The following is a 25,879-nucleotide window of genomic DNA, read 5'->3' as shown; positions in this document are numbered from 1 at the left end:
AGAAATTAAAACGGGCCGGTCCGTGGGGGGGATACGGACCGGCCCGAGGGGGGGTTTCCACCATAACCCTTCGTAAGTGCTGCTGTGTGCCACGCCATGCCGTAACCACGCTCCGAATGGGTTCTACGGCGGTGTGGGCGCGGGTCCGGCCCGGTGAGTGGCTGGATCCGGGCCGGGCCGCGCACCCGGGCCCGTCCCCCACACGAGGGACCCCTGCTCACAGGCGCCGCATTGACGGCCCGGCCCGCCCGGGGCTTCTCAGGCCACGGGCTCCTTGGATTTATTGGCGAGAATCAGCTCCATGAAGGTGTCGCCCCACTCGCCGAGCGGCGTCAGCGCCGCGTTCAGGGCCTCGCCCAGCTCGGTGAGGGAGTACTCGACACGCGGCGGGACCTCCCGGTACACCTCGCGGTGCACGATGCCGTCGGCCTCCAGCTCGCGCAGCTGCTGGATCAGCATCTTCTCGCTGACGCCGCTCACATGGCGCTTCAGCTCCCCGAAGCGGTGCGTCCCGTCGTGCAGCGCCCACAGAATGAGCGGCTTCCACTTTCCGCCGACGACGTCCACCGCGGCGTCGAGACCGCAGGTGTAGGAAGGTTTGGCCTTGCTCATGGCAACTCCTCGACTTTTCAGTCACTTACCATTTCGGCAGTACTCCACAATACGGGAGTGAAGGGTGTGGACATTCACATCCGGGCCGCGGGCGTGGCAGCGGGAGCGGACCTGAGACGCAGCAGGGTGATGCCGTCGCGCCGCGCGACGCGCTCGTAGCCGTACGTCCGCTCCGCGGCGGCGAGCTCGGCCTCCTGCCGCTCGGCCGGGTAGGGCCAGTGGCCCGTACGGTACGGCCAGGCCTCCGGCGCACGGCTGTCGTGGATGATCCACTCGGCGGTGGGGCGGGGCAGCCGGGTCGTGTCGTACTCGTACAGCCGCGCGTCGACCGGGAACGCCGGGAAGAGGACGACGTGACAGCGCGAGGTGAGCTGCGGCACCAGGCGGTTGGAGGCGGCGACTCTCGCCCCGTCCGGGATCCGGGCCAGCAGCGCGCGGGCGGCCTCGACATGGGGCGTGGTGCGCCAGGTGGCGCGCTGGGCCAGCTGGGCGAGCGGGAACGACGGCAGCATGACGACGGTCACGGCCAGGACGGTGGCGAGCGAGGCGCGGACATGACGGGCGGCGATCGGGGTGGCGGGGGCGGCGGGCGAGCCGCGCCACTGCCGGAGCGTGTCGATGAGGCCGGCGAAGACGATGGGCATCAGTACGGCGCTGTAGTGGAACGCCGTGCCCCAGTGGAAGTCGATCTGCGACAGCATCCGCCAGGCCAGCGTGGGCAGCGCGAGGAGCGCGAGCGGCGAGCGCAGCGCGAGCAGCGCGGACGGGGCGAAGACCAGGACCAGGGTCATGGCCTTGATGTCGGGGCGCAGCGCGTCGAGCGGGGCGAAGGCGATGGTGGACAGGAGCGAGCTGTGGGCGCCCTCAGCGAGGTTGGCGCCGTGCGCGTAGCCGCCCGCCGGGTTGACGGCCGGTAGCAGCAGCTTGATCTCGACAGCCGATGCGGCCAGACCGGCCACGGCGGTGAGGGCGCCCAGGGGGCGCGGGCCCTTCCAGGCGATGTAGCAGCCGAGGGCGGCGACGGTGAGCCCCAGGTCCTCCTTGACCAGGACGAGCGGGGCCGCCCAGGCGACGGCGGGGCCCCAGCGCCGCCGCCCCAGCGCCGCCAGGGCGAAGGAGAGCAGCGGCACGGCGAGCGCGACCTCGTGGAAGTCGAAGGCGGCGGCCGAGGCGATGCCCCAGCTCAGGCCGTAGCCGAGGGCGACAGCATGGGCCGCGGGCCGGCCGAGCGTACGCATGGCCCAGCGGGCGAGGGGCACGACGGCGAGGGCGAGCAGCGCGGACTGGGCGAGGAGCAGGCAGAGCGGCGACGGCCAGAGCCGGTAGAGGGGCGCGAGGACGGCGAGCCCCGGGTGGAAGTGGTCGCCGAGCAGATTGAAGCCCTCGCCGCGCAACGGCACGATCGGGGAGCGCAGTTGGGCGTAGGCGCGTACGGCCTGTTCGAAGATGCCCAGGTCGTAGCCGGTGGTACGGAGCAGCGTGTGACGGCGTACGGCGACGGTGGCGTAGAGCGCGAAGAACACCGCGGCCCAGCCCCAGGGGAGCAGAGCCGCGGGAAAGCGGGCAGCGGCGCGGGAAACGGGCCCCGCGGAGGAGGCAGGGACGAGGGAGCACAGCGTGCCGCGCCGCATCGTCGCATTGTCAGAGAATGTCCGCATGTGCCCCGATGCTAGACGGGGGAATCGGTGCTAGTCGGGCTTGACTGCCTCGATGAGGAAACGCGTCGTGGTGGCGGCGAATCGCCCTTCGGACTGGATCTGGTCGTGGAGGGCGGCCAGTTGGGGGCGGTACTGGCCGACGGTGAAGCCGGGCACCATCCAGATGACTTTGCGCAGGAAGTAGACGACCGCCCCGATGTCGTAGAACTCCGTACGCAGCGACTCGGCGCGCAGGTCGATGACATCGAGACCCGCCGCCTCGGCCTCGGCCCTGGCGTTTTCCGGGTCGCGGGCTTGCCTGGACTCGGGCGGCTGCGGCCCGAGGAAGTACTCGACCAGTTCGAAGACGCTGGCCGGACCGACCTCCTGGGAGAAGTACGTACCGCCGGGACGCAGGACCCGGGCGATCTCGCCCCACCAGGCCCTGACGGGATGGCGGCTGACGACGAGATCGAATGCCTCGTCCGCGAAGGGCAGCGGGGGCTCGTCCGGGTCGGCGACGACCGCCACGCCGAGCGGGTGGAGGAGGGCGGTGGCGCGGGCGAGGTTCGGCGGCCAGGATTCCGTGGCCACGGTCAGCGGCGGCAGCTTCGGCGCGGAGGCGAGGACTTCGCCCCCGCCGGTCTGGATGTCGAGGGCGGCGGAGGCGCGCGCCAGCCGCTCGGCCATCGAGCGGGCGTAGCCCCAGGAGGGGCGCTGCTCGGTGGCCCGGCCCTCCAGCCAGGAGAAGTCCCAGCCGTCGACGGAGACGGCTTCGGCCTCGGCGATGAGCTCGTCGAACGTACGCTTGGGGTCGGCCATGAGTTCCATGGTGACGCGGGGGCGGGCGCGTTGTCCTGTGGTTTACGCGCGCCCGTCATGCCCTTCCGGCGAGGGCTCCGAGCAGCAGCCCGGCCAGCGCGCCCACGATCATGAACGGCCCGAACGGGATCCCCGTCTTGCGGTTCGCGCGGCCCAGGACCAGCAGCCCGATCCCGTACAGCGAACCCAGCACAAAGCCCGCGAAGGCGCCGGCGAAGAGGACCGCCCAGCCGTACCAGCCGAGGGCGACGCCGAGCGAGAGGGCGAGTTTGACGTCGCCGAAACCCATGCCGTTCGGGTGGATCAGAAAGAGCACGAGGTAGGCGGCGCCGAGGACGAGCCCGCCGAGCAGGGCGGCGGGCCAGGAGCCCGCGCCGCCGGGGAGCAGCGCGGCGAGCCCGAGCAGTACGGCCGCCGCGGCGGCGAGCGGCAGCGTCACCTGGTCGGGCAGGCGGTGGACGCGGCGGTCGACGAGGGCGAGGAGCACGGCGAAGGGCGCGAGGAGCAGCCAGGCGGCGAGCTCGGGACGTGGGCCGGTGGCGGCGGCGAGGACGGCGCAGGAGAGGGCGAGGAGGGCGGGGACGAGGAGGCGTCCGGGGAGTGCCGCCCTGTCGGCGGGGCCCGCGGGGCCGGCGGGGTCGCGGAGTTCGCCTGGACCACCAGGATCCGCAGGGTCCCCCAGGGTCGCGGGGTTCGCCGGGTTGGCCGGGGTGACGGGGTCTGCCGGAGTTGCGAGGTCCGCCGGGTCGCCCGTACGGGGCGCCGCCGCGACGGGCACGGCGGCGGCAGCCACACAGACCGGGCAGCGCGCGGGCCCGAGCCAGCCGCGCGCGGGCCCGGTGAAGGCGTGCCCTGCGGGGCAGGCGGTGCGCCACGGCTCCTCCGGCTCGACAGAGAGCCGGTACGCGGCGCGCGGGACGAGAAGCCCCGCGGCGGCGCCCCAGAGGGCGGCGACGGCGATCAGCGTGACGTACACGGCAGCGAGCGTAGGCGGACCTGCCCGTCCGGTCATGGGCCCGGGGACCCATTGCCGGTGCTGAGCGCTACGGTCTACGACCATGGGTCGACGGCGGCAATGGCACAACGGCACGGGGACGTTGCGCATTACTGAGGCATCGGTGCCGGTGCCGGTTTCGGTGGAAATCGCGGCGACGTACGGGCCGCGACGGCGCGGGCTGCTGGGGCGGGACGGAATCAAGGGCGCGATCCTGCTGACCCCGTGCAACAGCGTGCACACCTTCCGGATGCGCTTCACCATCGATGTGGCGTACCTGGACGAGAAGTTGCGGGTCATCGACGTCCACACGATCAAGCCGGGGCGGCTCGGCAGGCCCCGGTTCCGGGCCCGGCATGTGCTGGAGGCGGAGGCCGGGGCGATGGCGGAGTGGGGCCTGCGTCCGGGCGTACAGCTGACGATCAGCGGCTGAGCTTGGCGACCTGGGCGGTGAGCAGGGCGGGCGGGACCCGCGGTGTCCGCGGCCCCTCGAAGTTCGCGGTGTAGAAGGTCGCCAGCGTGGAGCCGGAGCGTACGACCTCGAAGACGAGGGGCACGGGCGCGCCCGCGAAGTCGCCGGTCACCTGGTAGGCGACCGCGTCGTCCCCGACCCTGGCGACGGGCAGCGCTTTCACGCCGGTGTACGTCGACGGCCCTTCGGCGCCAGTCGCCTTGAAGCCGCCCTCGCACGCCTCGACGGCGGCCCGCAGCCGGCTGAGCACACTCACCGCGCCCTGTTGGCCATGGGCGGTGAGGAACTCCGAGACGGCGGGCCGGTCGTCCTTGGGGCCGGTGAGCTGACGGTAGGCGGAGGCCTGGGCGAGGGGCTCGGGCCTGCCGCTGATGACGGAGGTGAGCGGGGCGCACTCGGCCTTGTCGGGGGTCTCGCCCTGGGGCGGTGGGGCGTCCATCGGCCCGACGTTGAAGCCGGGCACATCGCCCTTGGCGAGGATCGCCTTGTCCAGTTCGGCCTGGGAGAGGTTCTTGGGGGCAGCCCCCGTGGGCGTGGCCGAGGTCTCCGGCTCTGGCGTTGGCTTGGGCTTCGGCTGTTCGGCCTTCGGACTCGTCGTATGGGCGGCCTTGTCGCTGCTACTGCCGCCGCCGTCCTCGCTCCCGGCGCCGCAGGCGGCCGTAAGCCCCATCGCCAGGGCGAGGGCCGCTGCCGCCACTGCCGTGCGCTGCCTCATCCGCGCCCCACTTCCCGCGTCGTCGTCGTCGCCGCACGCACGCTAACAGCGCTGTTCCCGCCACCACATGGGCCCACGGGCCCAAACCACGCCCTTCTACGGCCGACGGCTCGGGGCCGCCGCGAGCGCGGCCCAGCACTCGCGCATGCGCCGCCGCAGCTCCGTACCGACCCGGCTCAGTCCGCCCAGCGTGTCGCTGCCCTCGGTCATCCGGGCGACGACCCCGAGCCGGTGCAGCAGCCGCTCGCGCGCGCTCACCGTCCCCCACGTCCAGTCGCCTTCCACGGCCCGCGCCAGCTGGTCGACGGTCCCCCGGTGCGCGCGCTCGACCAGCGCGTCGCCCCGGATGAGCCAGCCAGCGCAGGCGTCGGCGAGCTCGCCCTCGACGTCCGTACCGGTCGCCTCGCGCCAGGTGGTGCGGTACGCCGCTTCGGCCTCGGCCAGCAGCGGTTCGGGGGCGGCGGTCACACACCAGCAGGTCGGAAAGCCGATGCGCAGATACGCGAGTTCCATGAGGCCGTTACCCAGACATGCCTGCTCGAAGTCGACGAAGCGGATTCCGTCGGCGGTGTGCAGATCGTTGCCGGGACACGGGTCGCCGTGCAGCAGAGCGGTCCGCCCGCTGAACCTGCCCAGCCGCACGACGAGTTGGTTCAGCTCGTCCTCGACCCGCGCCGGTACGCCGACCCCGAGCTCGCCCGCGAACCCCAGAAAGGAGGCGACGTCTCCCGCGCCGGGCCCCGCCCAGGGCGGCAGTTCACTTCCCGGCCTGCCTTCACCCTCACCCTCACCCGCCGCGTGCAGCCGGGCGAGTGCTGTCGCGTACGCGACCTCCCACCCCTTGCGGGGCCGCTCGTGCTCGACGTACTCCAGCACCAGTACGCGCGTGTCCGCGTCCACCCCGAGCAGCCGCGGCACGACGGGTGGATCGACCCTGGCGGCGAGCCGCAGCGAGGTCACCTCGCGCGCGTACCGGTCCTCGGCGTCCGCGCCGGCGACGAGCTGCTTGACGACGGCGGGGCCGCCGGGCAGCTCGACGCGCCATACGGCGGACCGCGGACTGCTGTCGAGCAGCCGCACCCGCCGGGGCGTACCCAGCTCGTCCCGCAGCCGCGCCCCGAACGGCACGTCAAAAGGCACGCCGACCGTTGTCATTCACCCTCCGCCCCAGGGGACGCGCCGCGGCCGGCGGCATCGCCACCATCCACCGCTGCCTTCGCCCGGACTCGTATGCGCGCGGAACAGGGCGTCGACCTGCTCCAGTGCCGTATGGAAGGGTCGCACATACGCCTCGGGCAGCCGCGGGCCAAGCACTTCCAGCTCGTCGCGCGCGGCCAGATCCTCTTCGTACAGATCCGCGCGATACCGCCCGGACGGGGCCCAGTCCCGTTCCAGCCGCCGCGCCAGCCGCTCCCAGATCAGCAGCCCGACGCGGGCGGCGTCCGCTTCGCTTCCCGCGGAACTGTCCGGGACCGCCGCGTTGAACGCGTCGGTCACCGGAAGGGGGATGCTCTCCTCGCGCAGGATCTCCGGCAGTACGGTCACCTCGGCGCCGGGCAGCTCCGGCACCGGCGCCTCGACCGCGTCGACGGTGTACGGATCCCCGTCCTCGTCCGGGTCCAGCAGCCTGGCGCGCGTCACCAGACCGTCTGGGGTCACCGCCCAGTACGCGCTCGGCGGGAACGGTTCGGCCGGATACAGCACGGTCGTCCCGCCCCGCGCCGCGAGCCGCCGCGCCAGCTCGGGCTCGGTGAGCGACGGACCGGGGGCCTTCTCCTCCGCGACGTACACATCGAGCAGCAGACCGAGCCCGCCAGCGGGCAGCCGGGTGTACGCGCACAACACCGGCGCGTCCCACCTCCGCCTCTCCTGGTCCTTGTCCGCATCGGCCACATCGACCTCGGTGGGGCTTACGCCCACGGCCTCGGCAAGGGCCGCCACCAGCTCAGCAGGGGCGAGCACGCCCACCGTGAACAGATCACCCGTCATGGATAGGTCCCGTCGTAGATCTTCTTCGCTTTCGCCACCATCTCGGGAGTGAACTTCGGGTCCCTCGTCAACGGAGGCAAGTCCGTTCTACCGCCTGCCTTGGCGATCTCCTTGAGCGCCGCGTACTCGAACCGGTCCAGCTGCACCAGCCCGTCGCCCCCGATCGGGAAGGTCCGGCCGCTCTCCTCGACACCGTACTTGCGGCCATTGATCTCGTACGCGTTGCCGTTGTCGACGAGCTTGGCCTTGCCCTCCGCGATGCCCTTGATGTCGGCGTCGATCTCCGCCTCGCGGCCCTTGAGGATGATGGTGTTCTTCGGCTTCACTATGCCGTTCTTCGCACCGGCGACGGTATGACGCTTATGCGGAGGCTTGAGCGTCTTCCCGGCCGCGGGCCCCCTGACGCCGGGATCTGCGGCCCACTCCTTACAGGGATCGTTGTTGTGCACGAGGGCGTACGCGGACCCGATCCCCACGTAATACGCGTGGACGTCTGCGACCGCCAGGTCGTGGGTGGTCTGCCGCTGGGTGTACCGGGAGACCGCGGTGACCTTGAGCGGGGTCCCGTCCGGCAGGCGCAGTTCATCGCCGGCCGCGAGCGCGCCCGCTTCGGCCCACCGCCGCTCGTCGGGGAGCCAGAAGGGGTGCGTGTCCGTGGCCGTGACCGCGCCTACGGGGGTACTGATCCGGGTGAAGTGCTTGTCGTCGTATGTCGTGAAGGTCTGGGTGACGCGGCGCGACGCCGTGACACCATTCGCCGGATCGGTCGCGATGACCCGGTCCCCCACGCGTACCGCTTGGATGGGGACGCTGAGTCCGCCCGCGAGGAGCACCGGCGTACCGGGCAGGAAGCTGTGGCCGACCGGACACGCGGCCGGTTTTTCCTTCTTCTCCGCGTCGAGCTTCCTCTTTGCGTCGGCAAGCTTGTCCTCGGCGTCCCCGACCCGCTTACGGTTCTTGATGAGACCCCTGAGACCGTCATACAGATCGCCGCCGTGTTTCTTGAGCTTCTGGACGAGCTCGACGGCTTTCTTCCACTTCCAGGGCGCGCCGTACTTCGCGGCGAGTTTTCCGACCGCGCCGCCGACCAGGCTGAGGAGCACATTGACGAGCGTCTCGGTGCAGGCGCCCATGTCGCCCTTGGTGATGCAGTCGAGCGCATCGGTGATCCCGAGCTCGTCGGCGAGGATCTTCGCGAGTTCCTTGGCGGCCTCGATGGCTTTGTCGCGATCGGCCTTCTCGGCGGCCTGGGCGTCCTGGAGCTCTTTGAGGGCGTTCTCGTAGTCGATCGCGGTCTGGGTCTTCTGCCCGCCGTCGCCTTCGTCGTCGGTGACCGGGTCGCCGTTGGGGTCGGGGTCGGGGTTACCCGGGTCGTCGCCCTGGTCGCCCTGCACCTGGGTGTCTACCCCGTCGTCGGCGCCGCAGCTCCCGCCGACCGCCTGGCAGATCTTGTTCCCGAGCGCCTTGCCCGCCTCGGGAACGCCACCGGTCGCCACCAGCGCGCCCATGATCGCGATCACCACCACGACCAGACCGATGTACTCCACGGCCGTCTGCCCCGACTGCGTTCGCCGCAGCCCCAACGCCCGGGCATCTGTTCGCGGCATCAACGCACGCAACCGCCGTCGAAGCTGACGCACTACCCCCATACGCGACATGCGCCTGACGCTATGACAGCTGCCGTGCGCAGTCGTGGGCCCCAGGGCCCAAAGCCAGCAGTGGGCCCCACCGCAAGAAATCCGCGGCGGGGCCCGCTGGCTCGGATCGCTAGGAGGCCGCTCCGCGAGGGAAGGACACCTCGACCCGCCGGTTCTTCTTGCGGTTCTCCTCGGAGTTGTTCTCGGCGATCGGGAACTGTTCGCCGTAGCCCCGGATCTCGTAGCTGATGCCCGCCGCGGCGAGTTCCCGCGAGAGCACCCCGTGCACGGCAGTGGCACGCTGCTTGGAGAGCACATCTCCGTGCGCCGCCGACCCCAGGTCGTCCGTAAAGCCGAACACCCGGACCTTTTTGGCGTTCTGCTTCTTGATCTCATCCGCGATCGCCCTGATGCGGGCGTTGGCGTCGCTGCTCAGTTTGGCGCTGTCCTTCCCGAACAGGACTTCGGCCTGAAGGCTGAACTTGACCTCGGAGTTGGAATCCTCGCGCTGCTCGCTACCCGCCTCGTCGCCGACGACCTGCTTGATCTCCAGAACCTTGCCCGGAGCGAGCGTCGCACCGTCGACCATCTTGAGGTCGGGGTCGGTGACGTCGATCTCTCCCTGGAAGACCGAGGTGGCCTTGGGGCGGGGTCCGTCTTCGGCGCTTGCGGACGGGAGGGCGACCACGGTCAGAGCGAGGGCGAGGGAGCCGATGAACACGGCCCTGCCACGAACGAATCCTGAACTGACTTTCATGCCGTTACTCGCTTCCGAGGCGGAGCGTCACGGCCTGGAAGGTCGGCAGCGAGAACAGAACCTGATTCACCGTCTCGGGAGGCGCCGGGAACTGCATGAAGACCGGGACGGTGGACTTGGCCTTGACGCTGCCGAGTGTGGTGACGAGCGGCCTGTTCTCAGTGTCCCGGAGAACGTAGTAGCGCTTCTTCTCCTTGGAATCCACCAGGGTCGCCCCGGCCAGCGAGCCGCCGCCGACAGCCTGAGAGATCTCCAGCTCGGACCCGCGCCAGGCCGCGGTCTCGAAGAAATCCTCGCCCGTCGTATTCCGAAGGTTTCCCTGCACCGTCACGAAGCCGCCGGAGTCCCGGACCGCGGCGGTGATATCCAGCTCGATTCCCTTTGTGCCGTTCAGGGTGGCGATGACCTTGTCCGGTAGCGCGTTCGCGCTGCCCGGGTCTCCACTCTGCCCCTTGTCGACCGCGCCCCCGTTGTCGGGAGCCGACGACTGGCCGGCGGTGGTGCTCTTCTCGGGCTTGTCACCGTCGCTGCCGCACGCGGCCAGCGCGAAGGTCAGCGCCGCTGCCGCGGTGACGGCCGCCGCCGCCCTGTGCGCCCGTGAGATCTGCCGCATGCTCATCTCTGCGTTTCCTCTGCTAGGTGTCACGTGGTCTAGGTGTCACGTGGTCAGTTCGGGTCGATCAGACGGACAGTGAAGAGATCAGCCAGATCCGGCACGCTACCGAGATCACTGGGGTCGATCAACGAGCCAAGGCCGTCGCAATCGAGTTTCGCGTCGCTCACCAAACATTTCGGCACCACGACACCTGTGGCCTCGGCTGTCCCCTTCTCGTCCGCTGTACCCGGGATGACCGAATCACCGAGGGTCTTCTGGGTTTCGACGCCGACGGTGAAGCCCCAGTACTCCCCGAAATAGGCCTCACAGCGGCGGCCAGCAAGGTCCGAGCCGTTCTTGTTCGCGTAGTCAACGGCAGCGCCACATGGGCCAAAGGTGTCGAAGTTCCCCCGCCCCAGGATGAGATCCGCCCAGTTCTTGGGAAGCTCCTCCGCGAGCAGGTCACCCACCAGCTGATCCCGCGCCTCCCGCGCCGCCGCCAGCGCGGCGGCGTCAGCAGCGCCCTGGGCGCCATTGCGCTGGTCGGCGGACGCGCCGACCACGAAATACGCGAACGCGAGGAAGAGCAGGCCCGCCACCACCGTGATGTAGATGGGGAAAGCCTGCCCTGCCTCGCGCTGCCTGCTCGTTACTCCAGCGATTAGCCGCCGGACTTGCCGGACGTGCCAATGACTGTCTTGATCTTGGTGCCGATCGCGTCGCCGATGTCCGAACTCATGGTCGCGACAATCGCGATGATCGCGATGACCGCCACCAGCATGCCGATGTACTCCACCGAGGTCTGACCCTTGTCCGCCCTGCGGTTCAGCCGCTCGATCGCGGTGTTCTTCCAGCCGCTCACACGAAGCTGCGTCGCGACGGCCGCCTTGAGCGCGGTGTTCTTCGACATGGTGTTCCCCTCCGGGTCCGGCCGGCCGCACACCGGCCGGTTCGCAAGTCTCCTGGGCGCCTTCCGCGTTTCCGGCTTCCTCCTGGCCGGTGCCGCTTCCAGCACGAGAAACGTACGCTGGATCGCCCGCCCTGCAAGAGGGCCCCAGGGCCCAATCCGAGGCCCAAAGGGGAAATTGGGCCTCTCCGCTCAACAGCCGGGAGGTCCCTGGGCCCGCGCCCCGCTTCGCCATCCTGTCCGTCATGGCCTGCCTCCCCCCTCGGGCGCACCGCCGCCGCCGTGACCCCGTGCCGTGCCGAGCCATACGGCGATGGCCTCACTGCGGCTGGTGCTCTGCAATTTGGCGAAGATGCGGTTGATGTGGTTCTTGACCGTCTTCTCGCTGATGAAGCAGGTGGCGGCGATCTGCTGGTTGGTCATGCCCGACGCGATCAGATCCATGACCTCCACCTCTCGCGAACTCAGACCGAACCCGTCTCTAGACTGTCCCATAGTTGATTGCATACGCGAAGTCTCATGCGGCGACTGAAACGAGCTCGATACATTTGCCGCGTATGGCCCGCCCCTGAGGCTGGAGTTGATAGCCCACGGCGGATCAGTTTGCGATGGCGGAGCGTGTGCAGTCGCACCTTGCGTCGTGAAGGCCTGCCCCAGACCCTCCGGCAGCGGCTGCGGTTCCGTCGACGCCGCCTCGCCCCGCACATGGGCCAGCAGCGCGTTCGCCGCCGTGACCGTGAAGTGGGCCCCGCCGTGCCGGGTGTCCCGTACGGCGTCGACGAGCTGGTCCGCGCTGAACTCCCCGTGGACCAGGTAGCCGCCCGCCCCCAGGCGCAACGCCTCCTGCACGATCTCGCTCTCGCGGCTGTACGTCAGCATCATCACCGGTGCGATGCGCACCAGATGCGGCAGCGCCGAAATACCGTCGACGCCCGGCATCCGCACATCGAGCAGCACCACGTCCGGGCGGTGCTGCCGGGCCATCTCGTAAGCCTCGCGCCCATCGGCGGCCTCGGCGACCACCGCGATGTCCTCGCGGCCGGAGAGCAGGACGCGCAGCCCCGCTCGTACGACCGGGTTGTCGTCGGCGACGACGACCCGCAGAATCGCCGATGCCGCCGGAGTGGGGAGGGCGGGGAACCCTCCGGATGCCGCCGCCGGCGGGGGAAGTGGTACCTGGGCAGGCGTGTGCTCCGAGCGCATCGGGGTGCTGTGCGGTGACGTGTGCTGGGACACGTGCGACGTCGGGCTCTGCTGTCCGGATGTGTACGACGAATCGTCCGGCATGGTGCGGCCTCCTTTCAAAGCGTGTCGTGGACGGTTGGATGGTGATCGGAGGGCCGGCTACCGCGCGAGCGTGGTTCGGGTGTCGGCCGGCAGGCCACGGGGCACGAGCGCGTTGACGGGTATCTCCAGGCGGACTTCGGTTCCTTTGGTCGCCCGGCCGCGTCCGATCCGGATGCGGGCGCCTATTCCGGCCGCGCGCTCGACCATGCCGACCAGACCGAAGTGGCCCGCTCTTCTGAGGTCGTCGAGCGAGGTGCCGGGCGGCAGCCCGCGCCCGTCGTCGTAGACGCTGATCCGCAGCGTTCCGTCCACCACGCCTATGGATACGTCCACATACGTGGGACGCCCGTGCCGGTGGGCGTTCTCCATCGCCTCGGAGGCGATGGTCAGCAACTGGCGGGCGACGGCCTGCGGCACCTCGGGCACCGGTCCGCTGCCGAGGGTCCGCCAGGTCGCCCGCAGTCCGGTCCGGCGGGCGAAGTCGTCCGTACGGGATCCCAGTTCGCCGGCCACGTCCACGCCGCGGGCTCCCGGGTCGGTCCGGCGGCGCAGGTCGGAGAGCAGTTCGCGGGACTCGGCGGCGGCGCGGCGGGCGGATCTGGCGACCATGTCCGCCTGGTGCTTGACGGTGAGCGGGTCCATCCGGTCGGCGGACGAGGCGAGACCGTCGGCGGCCAGGGCCACACCGTGCAGGGTCTTGGCCACGGAGTCGTGCATCTCGCGCGCCAGCCGGGCGCGTTCGCCCTCGACGGCCTCGGTCACGGCCAGCCGCGAGCGTACGTCGCTGAGCGCCTGGGTCGCTGTGCCGAACCGGAGCATCAGCTGACGCAGGCTGACGCCGACCGCGCCCAGGACGGCACAGAGGCCGGGCAGCAGCGTGGAACCGGCGAGCGAGACCTCCAGGTCGCTGTTCGCCGCGTACGCGACGAAAATGATCAGGATGGTCAGCGAGGCGAAGACGCCCGCGCCCCGCCAGCCGTAGACAAGGCCGGCCAGCAGCGGCGTGCAGATCGTGACATAGCTCAGCGGGCTGTCGGGGGTCGCGGTGATCAGCAGCAGCGCGCCGAAGGCCGCGTCGATGCCCAGCAGCCAGGGGTGCTTGAGCAGCAGCGGGCCGAACCGCTCCCAGTCGCGGAAGAGGACGTACGAGCCCATGAAGGTGACCAGGATGGCGAGGCCGACCAGAATGGTCGGCCAGCCCTTCGCCGTACCCCCGATGGCGAACGGGGTGGCGAGCGCGATCATCGCCAGGCGGAAGCCGAAGACCTGGCGGCACATGGCCTGGAGCGCGCTCAGCTGGATCTTGAGCGCGGGCGCGGCGGGCGGCGCGCTGTCGCCGAAGGCCACGCCCAGCACTCCGTCCGCCGTGATGGCGCCGGCCGGACCGGCGGGCACCGGGTGCATTGCCATGGGCCCCTCCCCCTCCCTCTCGTTCCCCTCAGTCAGCCGCCGATACTCATGCCCGACCCCAGGAACATGCCCGCGCCGATCAGCAGGATGGTCGCCGGGACCATGAGCATGGTGACGATGCCCGTCGCCTGCGGCACCGCCTTGGCCGCCCTGCGGCGGGCGTTCTGGGCGTCCGTACGGCGCATGTCGTTGGCTATGGCGATCAGCGTGTCGACGATCGGCGCGCCGAGCTCCTCGCCCTGCTGGAGCGCGCTGACGAACTGGGCGACCTGCTCGGACTCGTTGCGCCTACGGAGCTGCTCGAAGGCGTCGCGACGGCTGACGCCCATGTCCATCTGGCGCAGGGTGATCTTGAGCTCGTCGGCCCAGGGGCCCTGGTACCGCTCCGCCACTCGGTCGAGCGCCTGACGGAAGGCGAGGCCCGCGGAGACGACAACCGCCAGGACGTCGAGGAAGTCGGGCAGTGTGCGCTCGATGGCTGCCTTGCGCGCCCGGGTCGCCGTCCAGATGCCGACCTCGGACCACCAGATGCCGAAGGCCACGAAGATGAGGGCATAGAACGGGCGCGCGCTGATGAGGAGGGCGAACGCCCCCACAGCGCCGATGAATCCGTACACGGCCCGGCGGGCGGCGTAGCGGTCCACGGTCAGGCCGCCGGGATTGCCCGCCTTGTCGATCCGTACGCGGAGCTTGTTGACCCGCTTGGGTCCCATCATGCGCAGCACGGCGGGCGCGTACCGCATGCCCAGGCGGTCGACGCCGCCGCCCACGGCGCTGGTGCGGGTCGAGCCCACTTCCAGGGCGAGGGCGAGGTCCGAGGGGAGCTTGGCGTCGGCGCGGTACAGCCTGATTCCGTAGAACATGCCGGTGACGCACAGCCCCGCGGCGAGTGCGAGCAGAAGATCCATCACGACCGGCCTCTCAGACTTCGATCTTGGCGAGACGGCGGACGAGGAGGAAGCCGACCAGATACAGGCTCAGCGAGACCAGGACGGTGATCTGCCCCATCGTATTTCCGGTGATCTTGTCGAGCGCGCCGTCCCAGACGCTGTCCATGAACATCAGCATCGCGAGTCCCATCGCGGGGACGATGTAGGCGGTCAGCGTCACCTGCGACAGCTGGGTGCGCACTTCGCGCCGGGTCTCCTTGCGCTCCTCCAGGGTCTGCGTGAGGTTGCGCAGGGAACTGACGATCGCGCCGCCGGAGCGGTTGGAGAGGACGAGGGTGGTGACCAGGACGCCCAGCTCGCGGGAGGGCAGCCGGTCCGCCAGTTCGCCGAGGGCGTCGTCGATGGAGTGCCCGAGCGCGAGCGCGTTCGCGACCTTGGCCAGTTCGTCTCCGGCGGGCTCCTCCAGTTCCTCGGCGGCCATGCTGATCGCCATCCGCAGCGCCAGGCCCGCCTGGGTGGCGTTGGCGATGATGCGGGAGAGCTCGGGGAGCTGGTTGATGAACTTCTCGATGCGTTTCTGGCGCTGCCAGTTGAGGAACGCGAACGCGGACCAGAGGGCGATCAGAGCGGCGATCGGCCCGAAGAAGGAGGCAAGTACCGAGCTGGCGAGGAGCCAGCAGCCCGCGACGGCGGCGAGCATGTAGACGAAGAACTCACCCGGGGTCAGATCGAGGCCGGTGGCGGAGAGCCGCCGTTCGATCCTCTTGCCGAGGCGGGTCTGTTTCAGCCTGCGGTCGACACCCTGGAAGCGCCGTAGCCGGCCGGTGGTGTCGGTGATCTGCTGCGTCGACGAGAGGCGCTTTTCCAGCGCCTCTCGCTGGGCCCTGCCCGACGCGTACGTATGCACGCCCGCGATCAGAAGCGCACTGAAGAGCAGTGTGGCGCCGATCGTCAGCTGATCGAGTCGAGTCATTTCTTGGCACCTGCTCGTTACTTGGCTTCTCTGGAGGCGAGTTGTTCGTCGGACCGGGCGATGCCGAAGGCCTGGGGGACGGGCTGGCCCGCCATATAGAAGCGGTCGGCGACCCGGCGGGTCACCGGGAAGTACGCGAAGTGGCCGCGGATCTTGCCGTCGGCGCCCATCGGTTCGGCGAGGAAGCGGCACACCGAGACGATCCGGAAGGGCTCGCGGCCGTGCGAGTCGAGAATCGCGATCTCGGTGATCTTCCGGGAGCCGTCGGCGTGCCGGGTCAGCTGTACGAGGACGTCGACGGCGGAGTTGATCTGGTCCTGGAGGGCGGCGAAGGGAACCTCGACCTCGGACATCGAGGCGAGGGTCTGGAGTCGCATCAGCGCGTCCTCGGCGCTGTTGGCGTGGACGGTGGCGAGCGAGCCGTCGTGGCCGGTGGACATGGCCTGGAGCATGTCGAGGGTCTCGCCGCCGCGGACCTCGCCGACGATGATGCGGTCCGGGCGCATACGCAGCGAGTTGCGGACGAGATCGCGGATGGTGATCTGCCCCTTGCCCTCGACGTTCGCGGGGCGGGACTCCAGCCGGATCACATGCGCCTGCTGCAGCTGGAGCTCGGCGGAGTCCTCGATGGTGATGACGCGCTCGCCCTCCGGGATCAGGCCGGAGAGCGCGTTGAGCAGCGTCGTCTTGCCGGTACCTGTGGCGCCCGACACGATGATGTTCATCTTGGACTGCACCAGCGCCGACAGCAGATACAGCATGGGCTCGTCGAGAGAGTCGAGATCGATCAGTTCGCGCAGCGTGAAGGCCCGGGGGAAGCGGCGGATGGTGAGGATCGCGCCGGTCAGCGAGAGCGGCGGGATGATCACGTTGACGCGCTCGCCGCTGGGGAGGCGGGCGTCGACCATCGGATTGGACTCGTCCACGCGGCGGTTGACGGTGGAGACGATACGTTCGATGGTCTGCATCAGCTGGTCGTTGGAGGCGAACCTCATCGGCAGCTGTTCGACCCGGCCGCCGCGCTCCACAAAGATCTGGTCCGGGCCATTGACCATGATCTCGGAGACGGACGCGTCTTCGAGGAGCGGTTCCAGGATGCCGAGGCCGAGCGCCTCGTCCACGACCCTGCGGATCAGCTGGGCGCGCTCGACGGTGGAGAGGACGGGGCCTTCGCGGCTGATGATGTGGCCCAGTACGCGCTCCAGGCGCACGCGCCGCTCCACCGCGGCAAGGGCCGACATCTCCGCGAGGTCGATCTCCTGAAGCAGCTTCGCCCGGTAGGTCGCGACGAGATGGCCGTCTTCGCGGTTACCGCCGTTCTCCTCGGGGGCGCCTCGGCGCTCCAGAAGGCTCATTCAGTACTCCCACTCAGTCGCGCGGCATGACGGATGTACGTTGCACGGGGTCGAAGCTGAACCCCGGGATGACGGAGGGGATCTCGACGGTGGCCGTCGCCCTGGCATCCTCGAAGGAACCACCGCTCATGTCGACCTCGGTGTTCCCTTGGAGGAACTCGCTGACGGCCGACTCGCCGGCCGCCACGCCCGCCGCGTCGTCGTCGCTCTGGGAGCTGATACGGGCGGCGGTGCGGGCGGCCGTACCGGCCTGCTGGATGGTGTACGCGGCGAGGCCGAACTGCACCAGGCAGATCCCGATGAGGATCAGGATCGGCAGGAATCCGATGTACTCGACGGCGGTCACGCCTTTGTCGTTTCTGCGCCTGGTCATCAGTCCTCCCCCTCCAGCGGCGAACTGGCTTCGCCTTTCACCTTGCCGAACGAGAAGCTGGCCAGGCCGGGGATGAGCACGGGGACCTTCACCTTGACGGTCGCCCGCATGGTGTTGCTCCCCGCAACGCAGTCCGCCTCGACGTCGTCGTTGTAGTCCTCGTCGGCGACGCCCAGGCGCGCGCCCTCGTCGCACTGGGCGTCCTTGTCCTCCGGATGGTTGATGGCCGCCTCGTGGGCCGCGCGGTCCGCCCCATTGCCCGCCAGGGTGTACGCGTATCCGAAGAGCACGGCCTGCCAGAGCAGCACACACGTCATGAGGATGATCGGCAGCATGCCGATGAACTCGACGGCGACCTGGCCGCGGTCGCCCCCGCGACCTCGTAAGCGCACGTTGGTTTTCATCCGCCTGCCCCCCTCTTCCCGTCCCTCGACGCGTCACCACGCGGACGGCGGCCGAACGCCAGCGACCCCCGGTCGTTCGCCGTCCTTCCGCCCTTCGCCCTGCCCTTGCCCTCGTTCTCCGCGGTTCGCACCACGCCGAGCTCTCCGGCGAGGCTCCACAGCGCCTGCTTGACGGTGCTCTTGGCTTCCAGGTCCTGCATCCGGCCCGCGTCGACCACGGCCTGGAGTTCCTTGAAGTTCGACGGGACGGCGACGCGCGCCACCCGGGTACCGGTGATCCGTTCGACCAGCGGCGGCTGGATCTCGGAGTTGCGCATGTACCGGTTGACCAGGGTCACGGTCTCTTCCGCCTTGCGGATCTGGAGCCGGTCCCAGAGCCTGACCATGCGCTTGGCCCCGCGTACCGCGACCACGTCCGGGGTGGTCACCAGCAGCGCCTTCTCCGCCATCTCGACGGCGGTGGCGTTCGCGCTGCTCATCTGCGAGCCGCAGTCGATGACGACAACCTGGTAGCGCTGGCGCAGGGCGCTGACGATCTGCCGCGCCGCGCGGTCGGTGACCTCCTCGCCGCGTTCACCCTCGCCCGGGGCGAGCAGCAGGCCGAGCCCGGTCTCGTGGTGGAAGACCGCGTCCTGGAGTACCCGGGGCGAGATGTCCTGGATGGCCGCCAGGTCCACGATCGAGCGGCGGAACTGCACATCCAGATACGAGGCGATGTCGCCGGCCTGCAGGTCCATGTCCACCAGCGCCGTCTGATGGCCCGAGGCCTGTGCCGCCAGGGCCAGCTGGACCGCGGTCAGCGTGGTGCCGACGCCCCCCTTGCCGCCCGCGACGGCCACGACCGTCCCGCCCGGACCGGCGAAGACGTCCGGGCCCTGCCCGAGGTGACGGCGTACGCCGATGGACCAGCCCGCCGCCGCCTGGACCCGGGTGACCAGCTCCTCGTAGCTCAGCGGCAGCCCGATCAGGCCGCGCGCGCCCGAGTCCATGGCCGCCGAGAACAGCCCGGGGCTGGCGTCGGAGGTGACGAGCACGACCCCGACCGCAGGGAAGCGGAGGGCTACTTCCCGGATCAGCTCCAGCGCGGGCACCGGGCCGATCCGCTCGTGTACGAGGACGACTTCGGGCAGCTCGTCTATCGACTCGCCCGCCAGCCGGGCCAGGGTGTCCAGGAGCGTGGTCGAGTCACCCACCGGACCTGCCGGTTCCGCGTCCGGGACCTGGCTGAGCAGCGTGATGATGGATCGGGCGGCGTCGGCGTCGCCGACTACCGGGATGATTCGCGTGGTCATGCAGCCCTCACTTGTTCTTGTCTTCTTCGAGGGTGTACGTCCCGTCCCCCGGGCGCAGCGTTCCGGGAGTGCCGTTGCCGAGGAGGGCGAGGCGGACGTGTTCGGCGAAGGACTCGGCGTACGCGAGGCGCTGGGCGTCCGTGGCGTTGAGGGCGAAGGTGATCGGCACCGCCTGGGTCAGTCCGTTGGTCCGGTCCTTCTGGTCGGGCTTGAGCGCGGTGATGCGGCCCACGTCGATGACCTTGGCGTTGGGGACGATGATGCGGGACTGGTCCGCCTCACCGTCACTCTTTCCGGCGAAGGTGGCGAAGATATTGACCAGGGCGCCGGGCGTGATTTTTCCGGCGACGCCGGTGGCCGCGTCGATCATGATGGCGATCTCCTGTTCGCCATTGCCCACGGCGGGCTTCTTCACCATCATGTCGTCCTGCAACAGCGAGCCCCGCTTGAGCTGGGTGACGGCGATCTTGCCCTGCACCACGGCGAGATCGGTGACCGCGGTCCGGGAAAGCCAGCGCTTGGGCATCGAAATCTTCTCGAACTGTCCTTTTTCCAGCAAGGTGTACGGCGCGACGTCGGATTTGATCCGGTACGCGGTGACCTCGGGACCGACCTTGGAATTCACGTCACCGATGACGGACAAGACACCGACGAACACACCGAAGGCGCAGAGAACCGACAGGAGCAGAAGTACGACGCCACGGCGCTGACGTGAATTCATGGGCGGGGAGACCTCGTTCAGAAGCGTTGACGGAGCTGACGGGCGAGCGGACAGAATCGGAACTGTGCACGTACCTGAGCTGCTGAGGGACCGTTACGAGCGCTGACGCACGGGGGCCCCTTGGTTCAGGACACCGGGGGTGTGCGTTTGGTTCTCGGCAGGGACCAGCGGAGCCGAGCAGAATCCGCAGCGGTCACCGATGAGTTCGATTCCGCACCAGGTGCACACCTCTCGCCGTACGGACGACACCAGCTGATAGAGCACCGAGATATCCGGCAGATAGGCCGCGAATTCGATCATCCTTGCGGTGCCCCACCAGCGCGGTGATTCGGCCGGCAGCGGCAGCTCCTGTACGCCCTGCACCTGCCAGGCGGGGGCGACAGTGGAGGTGATCCACTCGGACTGCAATTGCCCTTTCGCCACCAGAAGTTGCGTACTGAACTGGGGCCCGGTGAGCTCTCCCGTGCCGACCCTGATCAACTGCGGGGCGGGATTGGCCAGTACGCCGAATTGGGAGCCCGGCACCCAGGACTTGGCATGCGACTTCAGGCTCACCGGGACCCGGTCGAGCTTGGTCACGGAGTTGAGCAGCGCGCCCGCGTAGATGTAGTGGGAGAGCAGCCGGGCGGCGGAGGCGACGACTCCGGCGCTGAAGTCGCAGATCGACAGCTGCCGCAACTGGCGTACCAGCACGGCCACGCCGAGCGGCGGTAGATCCGATTTGAGCAACGCGATCCGGTCGCTCTCCAGGACCGACCGCAGGGTGTGCAGGCGGCGCTCGTGGGCCACGGAGATGGAGGCGGGGTAGAGCGCGATCACATATCCGTGCTGCTCCAGCAGGACGGATATGTCGGCGATCGCGGCGTCCAGCGGCTGAACGTCGGGCGCCTGCAGCAGGGCCGCGGTCGGGGTCTGGTGGTCGGTCGGCGGTAGCACCAGATCGGCGCTGGTGACGGCTATTGCGGTCGGCACGCTGGTTCCCCGTTCCGCTCCGGACGCCGGGGATCCGGCGACCGCAGATACCTACAGCTCCGAGCTTCTCCAGCACTTTATCCGCGCCGCACCAGGCAGAGAACACCTTTCAGATCTCTGGGCCACAACTCGCACACGCTCCGCACAGGCGAAACGGGCGAAGGCGACAGAGGTTAACCCTCGTCTCACTGCCGCGGGTTGACGGCGGACGCATTCCAGGAGGCCAGTGGTATACGAATCGGCGCCAGAGGTCTTGACAACCAGATTGGTCTGGACCACCTTGTGCGCAGCGGTGGCCACCGTTCCCATATCCCCTCCTCGCATTCCTCTCTCCCCCCACCGGAGGCACCAAGTGGAGCGCACCACACGTTCACGGAGACGGCTCACGCCCGGTTGGCCGGCCGGTGCCCTGGCGCTCGCCCTCGGGGCCGGGCTCGCCCTCATGGGCGGAGCGGGCACCGCGCAGGCGGCCGACATCAATGTCGCCAGGAACGCCGGTTTCGAGTCCGGTCTCGCCAACTGGACCTGTTCCGCCGGCAGCGGCACCACCACCGGCTCCCCCGTGCACAGCGGCGCGTCCGCCCTCAAGGCGACGCCCGCCGGGCAGGACAACGCCAAGTGCACACAGACCGTGGCGGTGCGGCCCAACTCCACGTACACCCTCAGTGCCTGGGTCCAGGGCGGGTACGCCTACCTGGGCGCCAGTGGGACCGGCACGACCGACGTCTCCACCTGGACGCCGACGACCGGAAGCTGGACCCGGCTGACGACCAGCTTCCGGACCGGGGCGAACACCTCGTCCGTGACCCTGTACACGCATGGCTGGTACGGGCAGCCCGCGTACTACGCCGACGATGTGAGCGTCTTCGGACCGGACGGGGGCGGCGGCGGTGACCCCGACCCCGTGGTGCCCGCAGCGCCCTCCGGAGTGACGGTCGGTTCCGTGACGTCGTCGTCCGTGGCGCTGAGCTGGGGTCCGGTGTCCGGGGCGACCGGGTACAACGTCTACCGCAACGGCACCAAGGTCCAGGCGGCCACGGGAAGCCCGGCGACCGTGACGGGGCTGGCGGCGAGCACCTCGTACCAGTTCCAGGTGACCGCGACCAACACGGCCGGTGAGTCCGCCAAGTCCACGACCGTGACCGGCACCACCTCGCCCACCGGCGGCGGGGGCGGCGGGACCGTACCCAAGCACGCGGTGACCGGGTACTGGCAGAACTTCAACAACGGCGCCACGGTCCAGAAGATCAGCGCCGTACCCGCCAACTACGACATCATCGCCGTCTCCTTCGCCGACGCGACCGGCACACCGGGCGGGGTCACCTTCAACCTCGACACGGCCGGGCTCGGCGGCTACACCGTCGACCAGTTCAAGGCCGACATCAAGGCCAAGCAGGCGGCGGGCAAGTCCGTGATCATCTCGATCGGCGGCCAGAACGGCACCGTCACGATCAACAACGCCGCCTCCGCCACAAACTTCGCGAACTCCGTCTACGCGATGATGCAGACGTACGGCTTCGACGGCGTCGACATCGACCTGGAGAACGGCCTCAACTCCACGTATATGACGCAGGCGCTGCGCTCGCTGTCGGCGAAGGCGGGCTCCAAGCTCGTCATTACGATGGCGCCGCAGACCATCGACATGCAGTCGACGTCGAATGAGTACTTCAGGACGGCGCTCAACATCAAGGACATCCTGACCGTCGTCAATATGCAGTACTACAACAGCGGTTCGATGCTCGGCTGCGACGGCAAGGTGTACTCGCAGGGCTCGGTGGACTTCCTCACCGCGCTCGCCTGCATCCAGCTGGAGGGCGGTCTCGCGGCGTCGCAGGTCGGTCTGGGCCTGCCCGCGTCGACCAGCGGCGCGGGCAGTGGCTATGTGGCGCCGTCGATCGTGAACAACGCCCTGGACTGCCTCGCCCGGGGCACGAACTGCGGTTCGTTCAAGCCGGCCAGGACGTATCCGGCGCTGCGTGGCGCGATGACCTGGTCCACGAACTGGGACGCGAAGTCGGGCAACGCGTGGTCGAACGCGGTCGGACCGCACGTCCACAACCTGCCGTAGTACGGAAACCGTGCCGCAGGGCCGTCGCCGGCTTCTCAGCGGCGGCCCTGCCGCACGTTTTTTCTTCGGTCAGATTTCTTCGGTCAGAAGAATTCGGACCACGGCTGGTCGACGATCTGCTTCACGCACAGCACCAGGAACAGCAGCCCGGCGACCACCAGCATCGTGTTGCTGAGTATCCCGTTACGCCATTCCCTCGGCGTTCGAGCGGAGTTGAGCAGCCAGACGAGCGTCAGCGCCAGGAACGGCATGAACGCCGCGCCCAGCACCCCGTAAATGATCACCAGCCGGAACGGCTGGCCCTCGAAGAGCAGCACCATCGGCGGGAAGGTCAGCCACAGCAGATACGCCCGGAACGGCAGCGACTTCTCGCGCTTGCCCGCCGCCACCTCCTCGCCGCTGGACCCCGTGTCCTCCGCGCTCACCCGGTCCTTGCGGTAGCGCTCGCAGAAGTCCGCGAACATCAGGCTCACGCCGTGCCAGACGCCGATCAGCGAGGTGAACGAGGTCGCGAAGAAGCCGATGAGGAAGAGCTTGGCGGTGCCCTCGCCGTAACGGTCCGCCAGGATGTCACTGAGCTGGACCAGCCCCTTGTCGCCGCCCGCGATGGCGACGCCCGAGGCGTGCAGCATCTCCGCGCCGACGAAGAGCATCGCCACGACGAAGACGCCGGTGGTGATGTAGGCGACGCGGTTGTCCAGGCGCATCACCTTCATCCAGCCGGTGTTGGTCCAGCCCTTGGCGTTGACCCAGTAGCCGTACGCGGCAATGGTGATGGTGCCGCCGACGCCGCCGATCAGGCCGAGGGTGTTGAGGATCGAGTCCGTCTCGTCGGGCAGGACGGGCAGCAGTCCGGCGAAGGCGTCGCCGAGATTCGGTGTGACGCGGATCGCCAGATAGACGGTGACCACGAACATCACGCCGACCAGGACCGTCATGACCTTTTCGAAGACCGCGTACTTGTTGAACCAGACGAAGACCAGGCCGACCAGACCGGTCAGGATCGCCCACCACTTCAGGTCCATGACGTCGGGGAAGAGCGCCTGCAGCGGCAGTCCGCTGGACGACATCGCCGCCGCGCCGTACACAAAGCCCCAGATGACGACGTATACGACGAAGAACCAGCTGGTCCACTTGCCCAGGTCGGCCCAGCCGTCGAAGAGCGTGCGGCCGGTGGACAGGTGCCAGCGGCCCGCCGCCTCGGCGAGGGAGATCTTGACCAGGCAGCCGAGCACGGCGGCCCACAGCAGCGTGTAGCCGAAGTTGCTGCCCGCGATGAGCGTCGCGACCAGGTCCCCGGCTCCCACGCCGGTCGCGGCGACGACGATGCCGGGTCCGATGTATTTCCAACTTGATTTACGGGGGCGGGAGACGGATTCGTCCGACTCGCCCGACTCGTTCGTACTGCGATCGGTGGTGCCTGCCATGAGCGTGATCGCCTTCCCACTCGGCCCGGGTTGTGACTGAAGTCACCAAACCGGTGTCAGAGTGATCGCGCAAGGGGGTCGGCCGATCCGGGCCCTCTTGACCCGAGCATGCCAGGCCTCCACGATGTGTCCGCGTCTGTTCTCACCCCCCACCCCCACTCTCCATACCGGGAGACAGCATGCGACTTCGCATTCGCGGCAGCGGAAGCACCGGCAGGAACGGCAGAAAGACCGCCACTCTCGCGGCCTTCATCGCGCTCGCGGTGGCCGCCCCCTTCACCGCCAGCGCCTCACCTTCGGACACGGCGTCCGCCCCCTCCGACGCGACGGCCCCGGTCGTCTCCGCCGAGGAGGAGCAGCAGACCCGGCAGTACGAGATCCAGGGCCCCGCCACCGTGGCGGCCCGTACCGCCATCGCCGCCACCGGCGTCTCCATCGACGAGGTGGACACGCGGTCGGTCGTCGTCAGCGCCGACGCCGCCCAGGCGAAGCGGCTGCGCGCGCTCGGGCACAAGCTCGTCGCGTTGCCCGGGCCGCCGGCCAGGAACAAGAGCGGTGTGGCCGTAGAGCCGTTCGACTTCCCGTCGGCCGACTCGCGCTACCACAACTACGCCGAGATGAACACGGAGATCAATCAGCGGATCGCCGCGTACCCGAGCATCATGAGCAAGCGGGTCATCGGCAAGAGCTACCAGGGCCGGGACATCGTCGCCATCAAGATCAGCGACAATGTCGCGACGGACGAGAACGAGCCCGAGGTGCTCTTCACGCACCACCAGCACGCACGTGAGCACCTGACCGTCGAGATGGCGCTGTATCTGCTGCGTGAGCTCGGCGAGGACTACGGAACCGACTCGCGGATCACCAACGCCGTGAACGGCCGCGAAATCTGGATAGTCCCCGATCTCAACCCGGACGGCGGCGAGTACGACGTCGCGACCGGCTCGTACCGCAGCTGGCGCAAGAACCGCCAGCCGAACTCCGGTTCGTCGTACGTCGGTACGGACATGAACCGCAACTGGAACTACCAGTGGGGCTGCTGCGGCGGTTCCTCCGGTTCGACCAGCTCCGATACGTACCGCGGCGCGAGCGCCGAGTCCGCGCCCGAGGTCAAGGTGGTCGCCGACTTCACCCGCAGCCGGGTGGTGGGCGGCAAGCAGCAGATCAAGTCGGCCATCGACTTCCACACGTACAGCGAGCTGGTGCTCTGGCCGTACGGCTACACCACCGCCAACACCGCGCCGGGGCTGACTCTGGACGACCGGAACGCCTTCGCCGCGGTCGGCGGGAAGATGGCCGCGAGCAACGGCTACACACCGGAGCAGGCGAGCGACCTCTACATCACGGACGGGTCGATCGACGACTGGCTGTGGGGCAACCAGAAGATCTTCGCGTACACCTTCGAGATGTACCCGGGGTCCTCGGGCGGCGGCGGTTTCTACCCGCCGGACGAGGTGATCGAGCGCGAGACGAGCCGCAACCGCGACGCGGTGCTCCAATTGCTGGAAAATTCGGACTGCATGTACCGCTCCATCGGCAAGGAGGCGCAGTACTGCACGAGCTGATGCAG

Annotated in this window: 26 protein-coding genes; 3 read left to right on the top strand and 23 right to left on the bottom strand. The window is 69.2% G+C overall.

The window, feature by feature from the left end:
• Window positions 1–258 precede the first annotated feature (258 nt).
• From ACIHCQ_RS05310 to ACIHCQ_RS05295, 4 genes are all read right to left on the bottom strand, one after another.
• On the bottom strand, window positions 259–612 hold the full coding sequence (locus ACIHCQ_RS05310; RefSeq protein ID WP_399658184.1) for a winged helix-turn-helix transcriptional regulator: 354 nt from the start codon (window positions 610–612) through the stop codon (window positions 259–261).
• Between the two features lie 74 nt (window positions 613–686).
• Window positions 687–2,270: a DUF2079 domain-containing protein gene (locus ACIHCQ_RS05305; RefSeq protein WP_399658182.1), complete on the bottom strand. Its 1,584-nt coding sequence runs from the start codon at window positions 2,268–2,270 to the stop codon at window positions 687–689.
• A gap of 30 nt (window positions 2,271–2,300) precedes the next feature.
• Window positions 2,301–3,071 (bottom strand): class I SAM-dependent methyltransferase, encoded by a 771-nt coding sequence (locus ACIHCQ_RS05300; protein ID WP_399658180.1) that lies wholly within the window; start codon window positions 3,069–3,071, stop codon window positions 2,301–2,303.
• A gap of 55 nt (window positions 3,072–3,126) precedes the next feature.
• Window positions 3,127–4,047, bottom strand: a complete 921-nt coding sequence (locus ACIHCQ_RS05295; RefSeq protein ID WP_399658177.1) for a prepilin peptidase — start codon at window positions 4,045–4,047, stop codon at window positions 3,127–3,129.
• Between the two features lie 82 nt (window positions 4,048–4,129).
• Here ACIHCQ_RS05295 and ACIHCQ_RS05290 point away from each other — a divergent pair, with 82 nt between their 5' ends.
• Window positions 4,130–4,498, top strand: a complete 369-nt coding sequence (locus ACIHCQ_RS05290; RefSeq protein ID WP_399658175.1) for a DUF192 domain-containing protein — start codon at window positions 4,130–4,132, stop codon at window positions 4,496–4,498.
• On the opposite strand, the gene ACIHCQ_RS05285 is transcribed toward ACIHCQ_RS05290, so the two are convergent.
• The 18 genes from ACIHCQ_RS05285 to ACIHCQ_RS05200 form a co-directional block, all read right to left on the bottom strand.
• The gene (locus tag ACIHCQ_RS05285; protein WP_399658173.1) at window positions 4,488–5,252 is read right to left on the bottom strand and encodes a hypothetical protein; all 765 of its coding nucleotides are present in this window, start codon (window positions 5,250–5,252) and stop codon (window positions 4,488–4,490) included. The genes ACIHCQ_RS05290 and ACIHCQ_RS05285 overlap by 11 nt on opposite strands.
• Window positions 5,253–5,348: 96 nt before the next feature.
• Window positions 5,349–6,407, bottom strand: coding sequence for a phosphotransferase family protein (locus ACIHCQ_RS05280; RefSeq protein ID WP_399658171.1), 1,059 nt, complete (start codon window positions 6,405–6,407; stop codon window positions 5,349–5,351).
• Window positions 6,408–7,241, bottom strand: coding sequence for a hypothetical protein (locus ACIHCQ_RS05275; RefSeq protein ID WP_399658169.1), 834 nt, complete (start codon window positions 7,239–7,241; stop codon window positions 6,408–6,410).
• On the bottom strand, window positions 7,238–8,848 hold the full coding sequence (locus tag ACIHCQ_RS05270; RefSeq protein WP_399658167.1) for a polymorphic toxin-type HINT domain-containing protein: 1,611 nt from the start codon (window positions 8,846–8,848) through the stop codon (window positions 7,238–7,240). The genes ACIHCQ_RS05275 and ACIHCQ_RS05270 overlap by 4 nt, the downstream gene beginning before the upstream one ends.
• A gap of 160 nt (window positions 8,849–9,008) precedes the next feature.
• Window positions 9,009–9,635 carry an OmpA family protein gene (locus ACIHCQ_RS05265; protein ID WP_399658165.1) on the bottom strand — a complete coding sequence of 209 codons (627 nt, stop codon included), beginning with the start codon at window positions 9,633–9,635 and terminating at the stop codon, window positions 9,009–9,011.
• Between the two features lie 4 nt (window positions 9,636–9,639).
• Complete coding sequence (locus ACIHCQ_RS05260; protein ID WP_399658163.1) at window positions 9,640–10,254, bottom strand: hypothetical protein; 615 nt, start codon at window positions 10,252–10,254, stop codon at window positions 9,640–9,642.
• Between the two features lie 47 nt (window positions 10,255–10,301).
• Window positions 10,302–10,829: a hypothetical protein gene (locus tag ACIHCQ_RS05255; RefSeq protein ID WP_399658161.1), complete on the bottom strand. Its 528-nt coding sequence runs from the start codon at window positions 10,827–10,829 to the stop codon at window positions 10,302–10,304.
• Window positions 10,830–10,891: 62 nt separating this feature from the next.
• Window positions 10,892–11,140, bottom strand: a complete 249-nt coding sequence (locus ACIHCQ_RS05250) for a hypothetical protein (protein ID WP_399658159.1) — start codon at window positions 11,138–11,140, stop codon at window positions 10,892–10,894.
• A gap of 240 nt (window positions 11,141–11,380) precedes the next feature.
• Window positions 11,381–12,424, bottom strand: a complete 1,044-nt coding sequence (locus tag ACIHCQ_RS05245) for a response regulator (RefSeq protein WP_399658157.1) — start codon at window positions 12,422–12,424, stop codon at window positions 11,381–11,383.
• A gap of 57 nt (window positions 12,425–12,481) precedes the next feature.
• Window positions 12,482–13,828: a sensor histidine kinase gene (locus tag ACIHCQ_RS05240; RefSeq protein ID WP_399658651.1), complete on the bottom strand. Its 1,347-nt coding sequence runs from the start codon at window positions 13,826–13,828 to the stop codon at window positions 12,482–12,484.
• 38 nt (window positions 13,829–13,866) lie between these two features.
• Window positions 13,867–14,742, bottom strand: a complete 876-nt coding sequence (locus tag ACIHCQ_RS05235; RefSeq protein WP_399658155.1) for a DUF5936 domain-containing protein — start codon at window positions 14,740–14,742, stop codon at window positions 13,867–13,869.
• Between the two features lie 13 nt (window positions 14,743–14,755).
• On the bottom strand, window positions 14,756–15,697 hold the full coding sequence (locus tag ACIHCQ_RS05230) for a type II secretion system F family protein (RefSeq protein WP_399658153.1): 942 nt from the start codon (window positions 15,695–15,697) through the stop codon (window positions 14,756–14,758).
• 17 nt (window positions 15,698–15,714) lie between these two features.
• Window positions 15,715–17,052: a CpaF family protein gene (locus tag ACIHCQ_RS05225; protein WP_399658151.1), complete on the bottom strand. Its 1,338-nt coding sequence runs from the start codon at window positions 17,050–17,052 to the stop codon at window positions 15,715–15,717.
• A gap of 13 nt (window positions 17,053–17,065) precedes the next feature.
• Window positions 17,066–17,425: a TadE/TadG family type IV pilus assembly protein gene (locus ACIHCQ_RS05220; RefSeq protein WP_399658149.1), complete on the bottom strand. Its 360-nt coding sequence runs from the start codon at window positions 17,423–17,425 to the stop codon at window positions 17,066–17,068.
• Window positions 17,425–17,829 carry a TadE/TadG family type IV pilus assembly protein gene (locus ACIHCQ_RS05215; RefSeq protein ID WP_399658147.1) on the bottom strand — a complete coding sequence of 135 codons (405 nt, stop codon included), beginning with the start codon at window positions 17,827–17,829 and terminating at the stop codon, window positions 17,425–17,427. The genes ACIHCQ_RS05220 and ACIHCQ_RS05215 overlap by 1 nt, the downstream gene beginning before the upstream one ends.
• Complete coding sequence (locus tag ACIHCQ_RS05210) at window positions 17,826–19,121, bottom strand: AAA family ATPase (protein WP_399658144.1); 1,296 nt, start codon at window positions 19,119–19,121, stop codon at window positions 17,826–17,828. Before ACIHCQ_RS05210 ends, ACIHCQ_RS05215 begins: the two co-directional genes overlap by 4 nt.
• Before the next feature lie 7 nt (window positions 19,122–19,128).
• Window positions 19,129–19,842: a Flp pilus assembly protein CpaB gene (gene cpaB, locus ACIHCQ_RS05205; protein WP_399658142.1), complete on the bottom strand. Its 714-nt coding sequence runs from the start codon at window positions 19,840–19,842 to the stop codon at window positions 19,129–19,131.
• A gap of 93 nt (window positions 19,843–19,935) precedes the next feature.
• Complete coding sequence (locus ACIHCQ_RS05200; protein ID WP_399658140.1) at window positions 19,936–20,814, bottom strand: hypothetical protein; 879 nt, start codon at window positions 20,812–20,814, stop codon at window positions 19,936–19,938.
• A gap of 352 nt (window positions 20,815–21,166) precedes the next feature.
• On the opposite strand from ACIHCQ_RS05200, the gene ACIHCQ_RS05195 reads away from it, so the two are divergent.
• Window positions 21,167–22,882, top strand: coding sequence for a chitinase (locus ACIHCQ_RS05195; protein WP_399658138.1), 1,716 nt, complete (start codon window positions 21,167–21,169; stop codon window positions 22,880–22,882).
• 83 nt (window positions 22,883–22,965) lie between these two features.
• On the opposite strand, the gene ACIHCQ_RS05190 is transcribed toward ACIHCQ_RS05195, so the two are convergent.
• Window positions 22,966–24,309, bottom strand: a complete 1,344-nt coding sequence (locus ACIHCQ_RS05190) for an Nramp family divalent metal transporter (RefSeq protein WP_399658136.1) — start codon at window positions 24,307–24,309, stop codon at window positions 22,966–22,968.
• A gap of 179 nt (window positions 24,310–24,488) precedes the next feature.
• Here ACIHCQ_RS05190 and ACIHCQ_RS05185 point away from each other — a divergent pair, with 179 nt between their 5' ends.
• Entirely contained in the window at window positions 24,489–25,874 is a 1,386-nt protein-coding gene (locus tag ACIHCQ_RS05185) for a M14 family metallopeptidase (protein WP_399658133.1), read from the top strand.
• Window positions 25,875–25,879 lie beyond the last annotated feature (5 nt).

The organism is Streptomyces sp. NPDC052236 (assembly GCF_044548015.1).
Lineage (GTDB): Bacteria > Actinomycetota > Actinomycetes > Streptomycetales > Streptomycetaceae > Streptomyces.
Note: the sequence above shows the minus strand (reverse complement) of the source record. Positions and strands in the feature narration are given on the sequence as shown.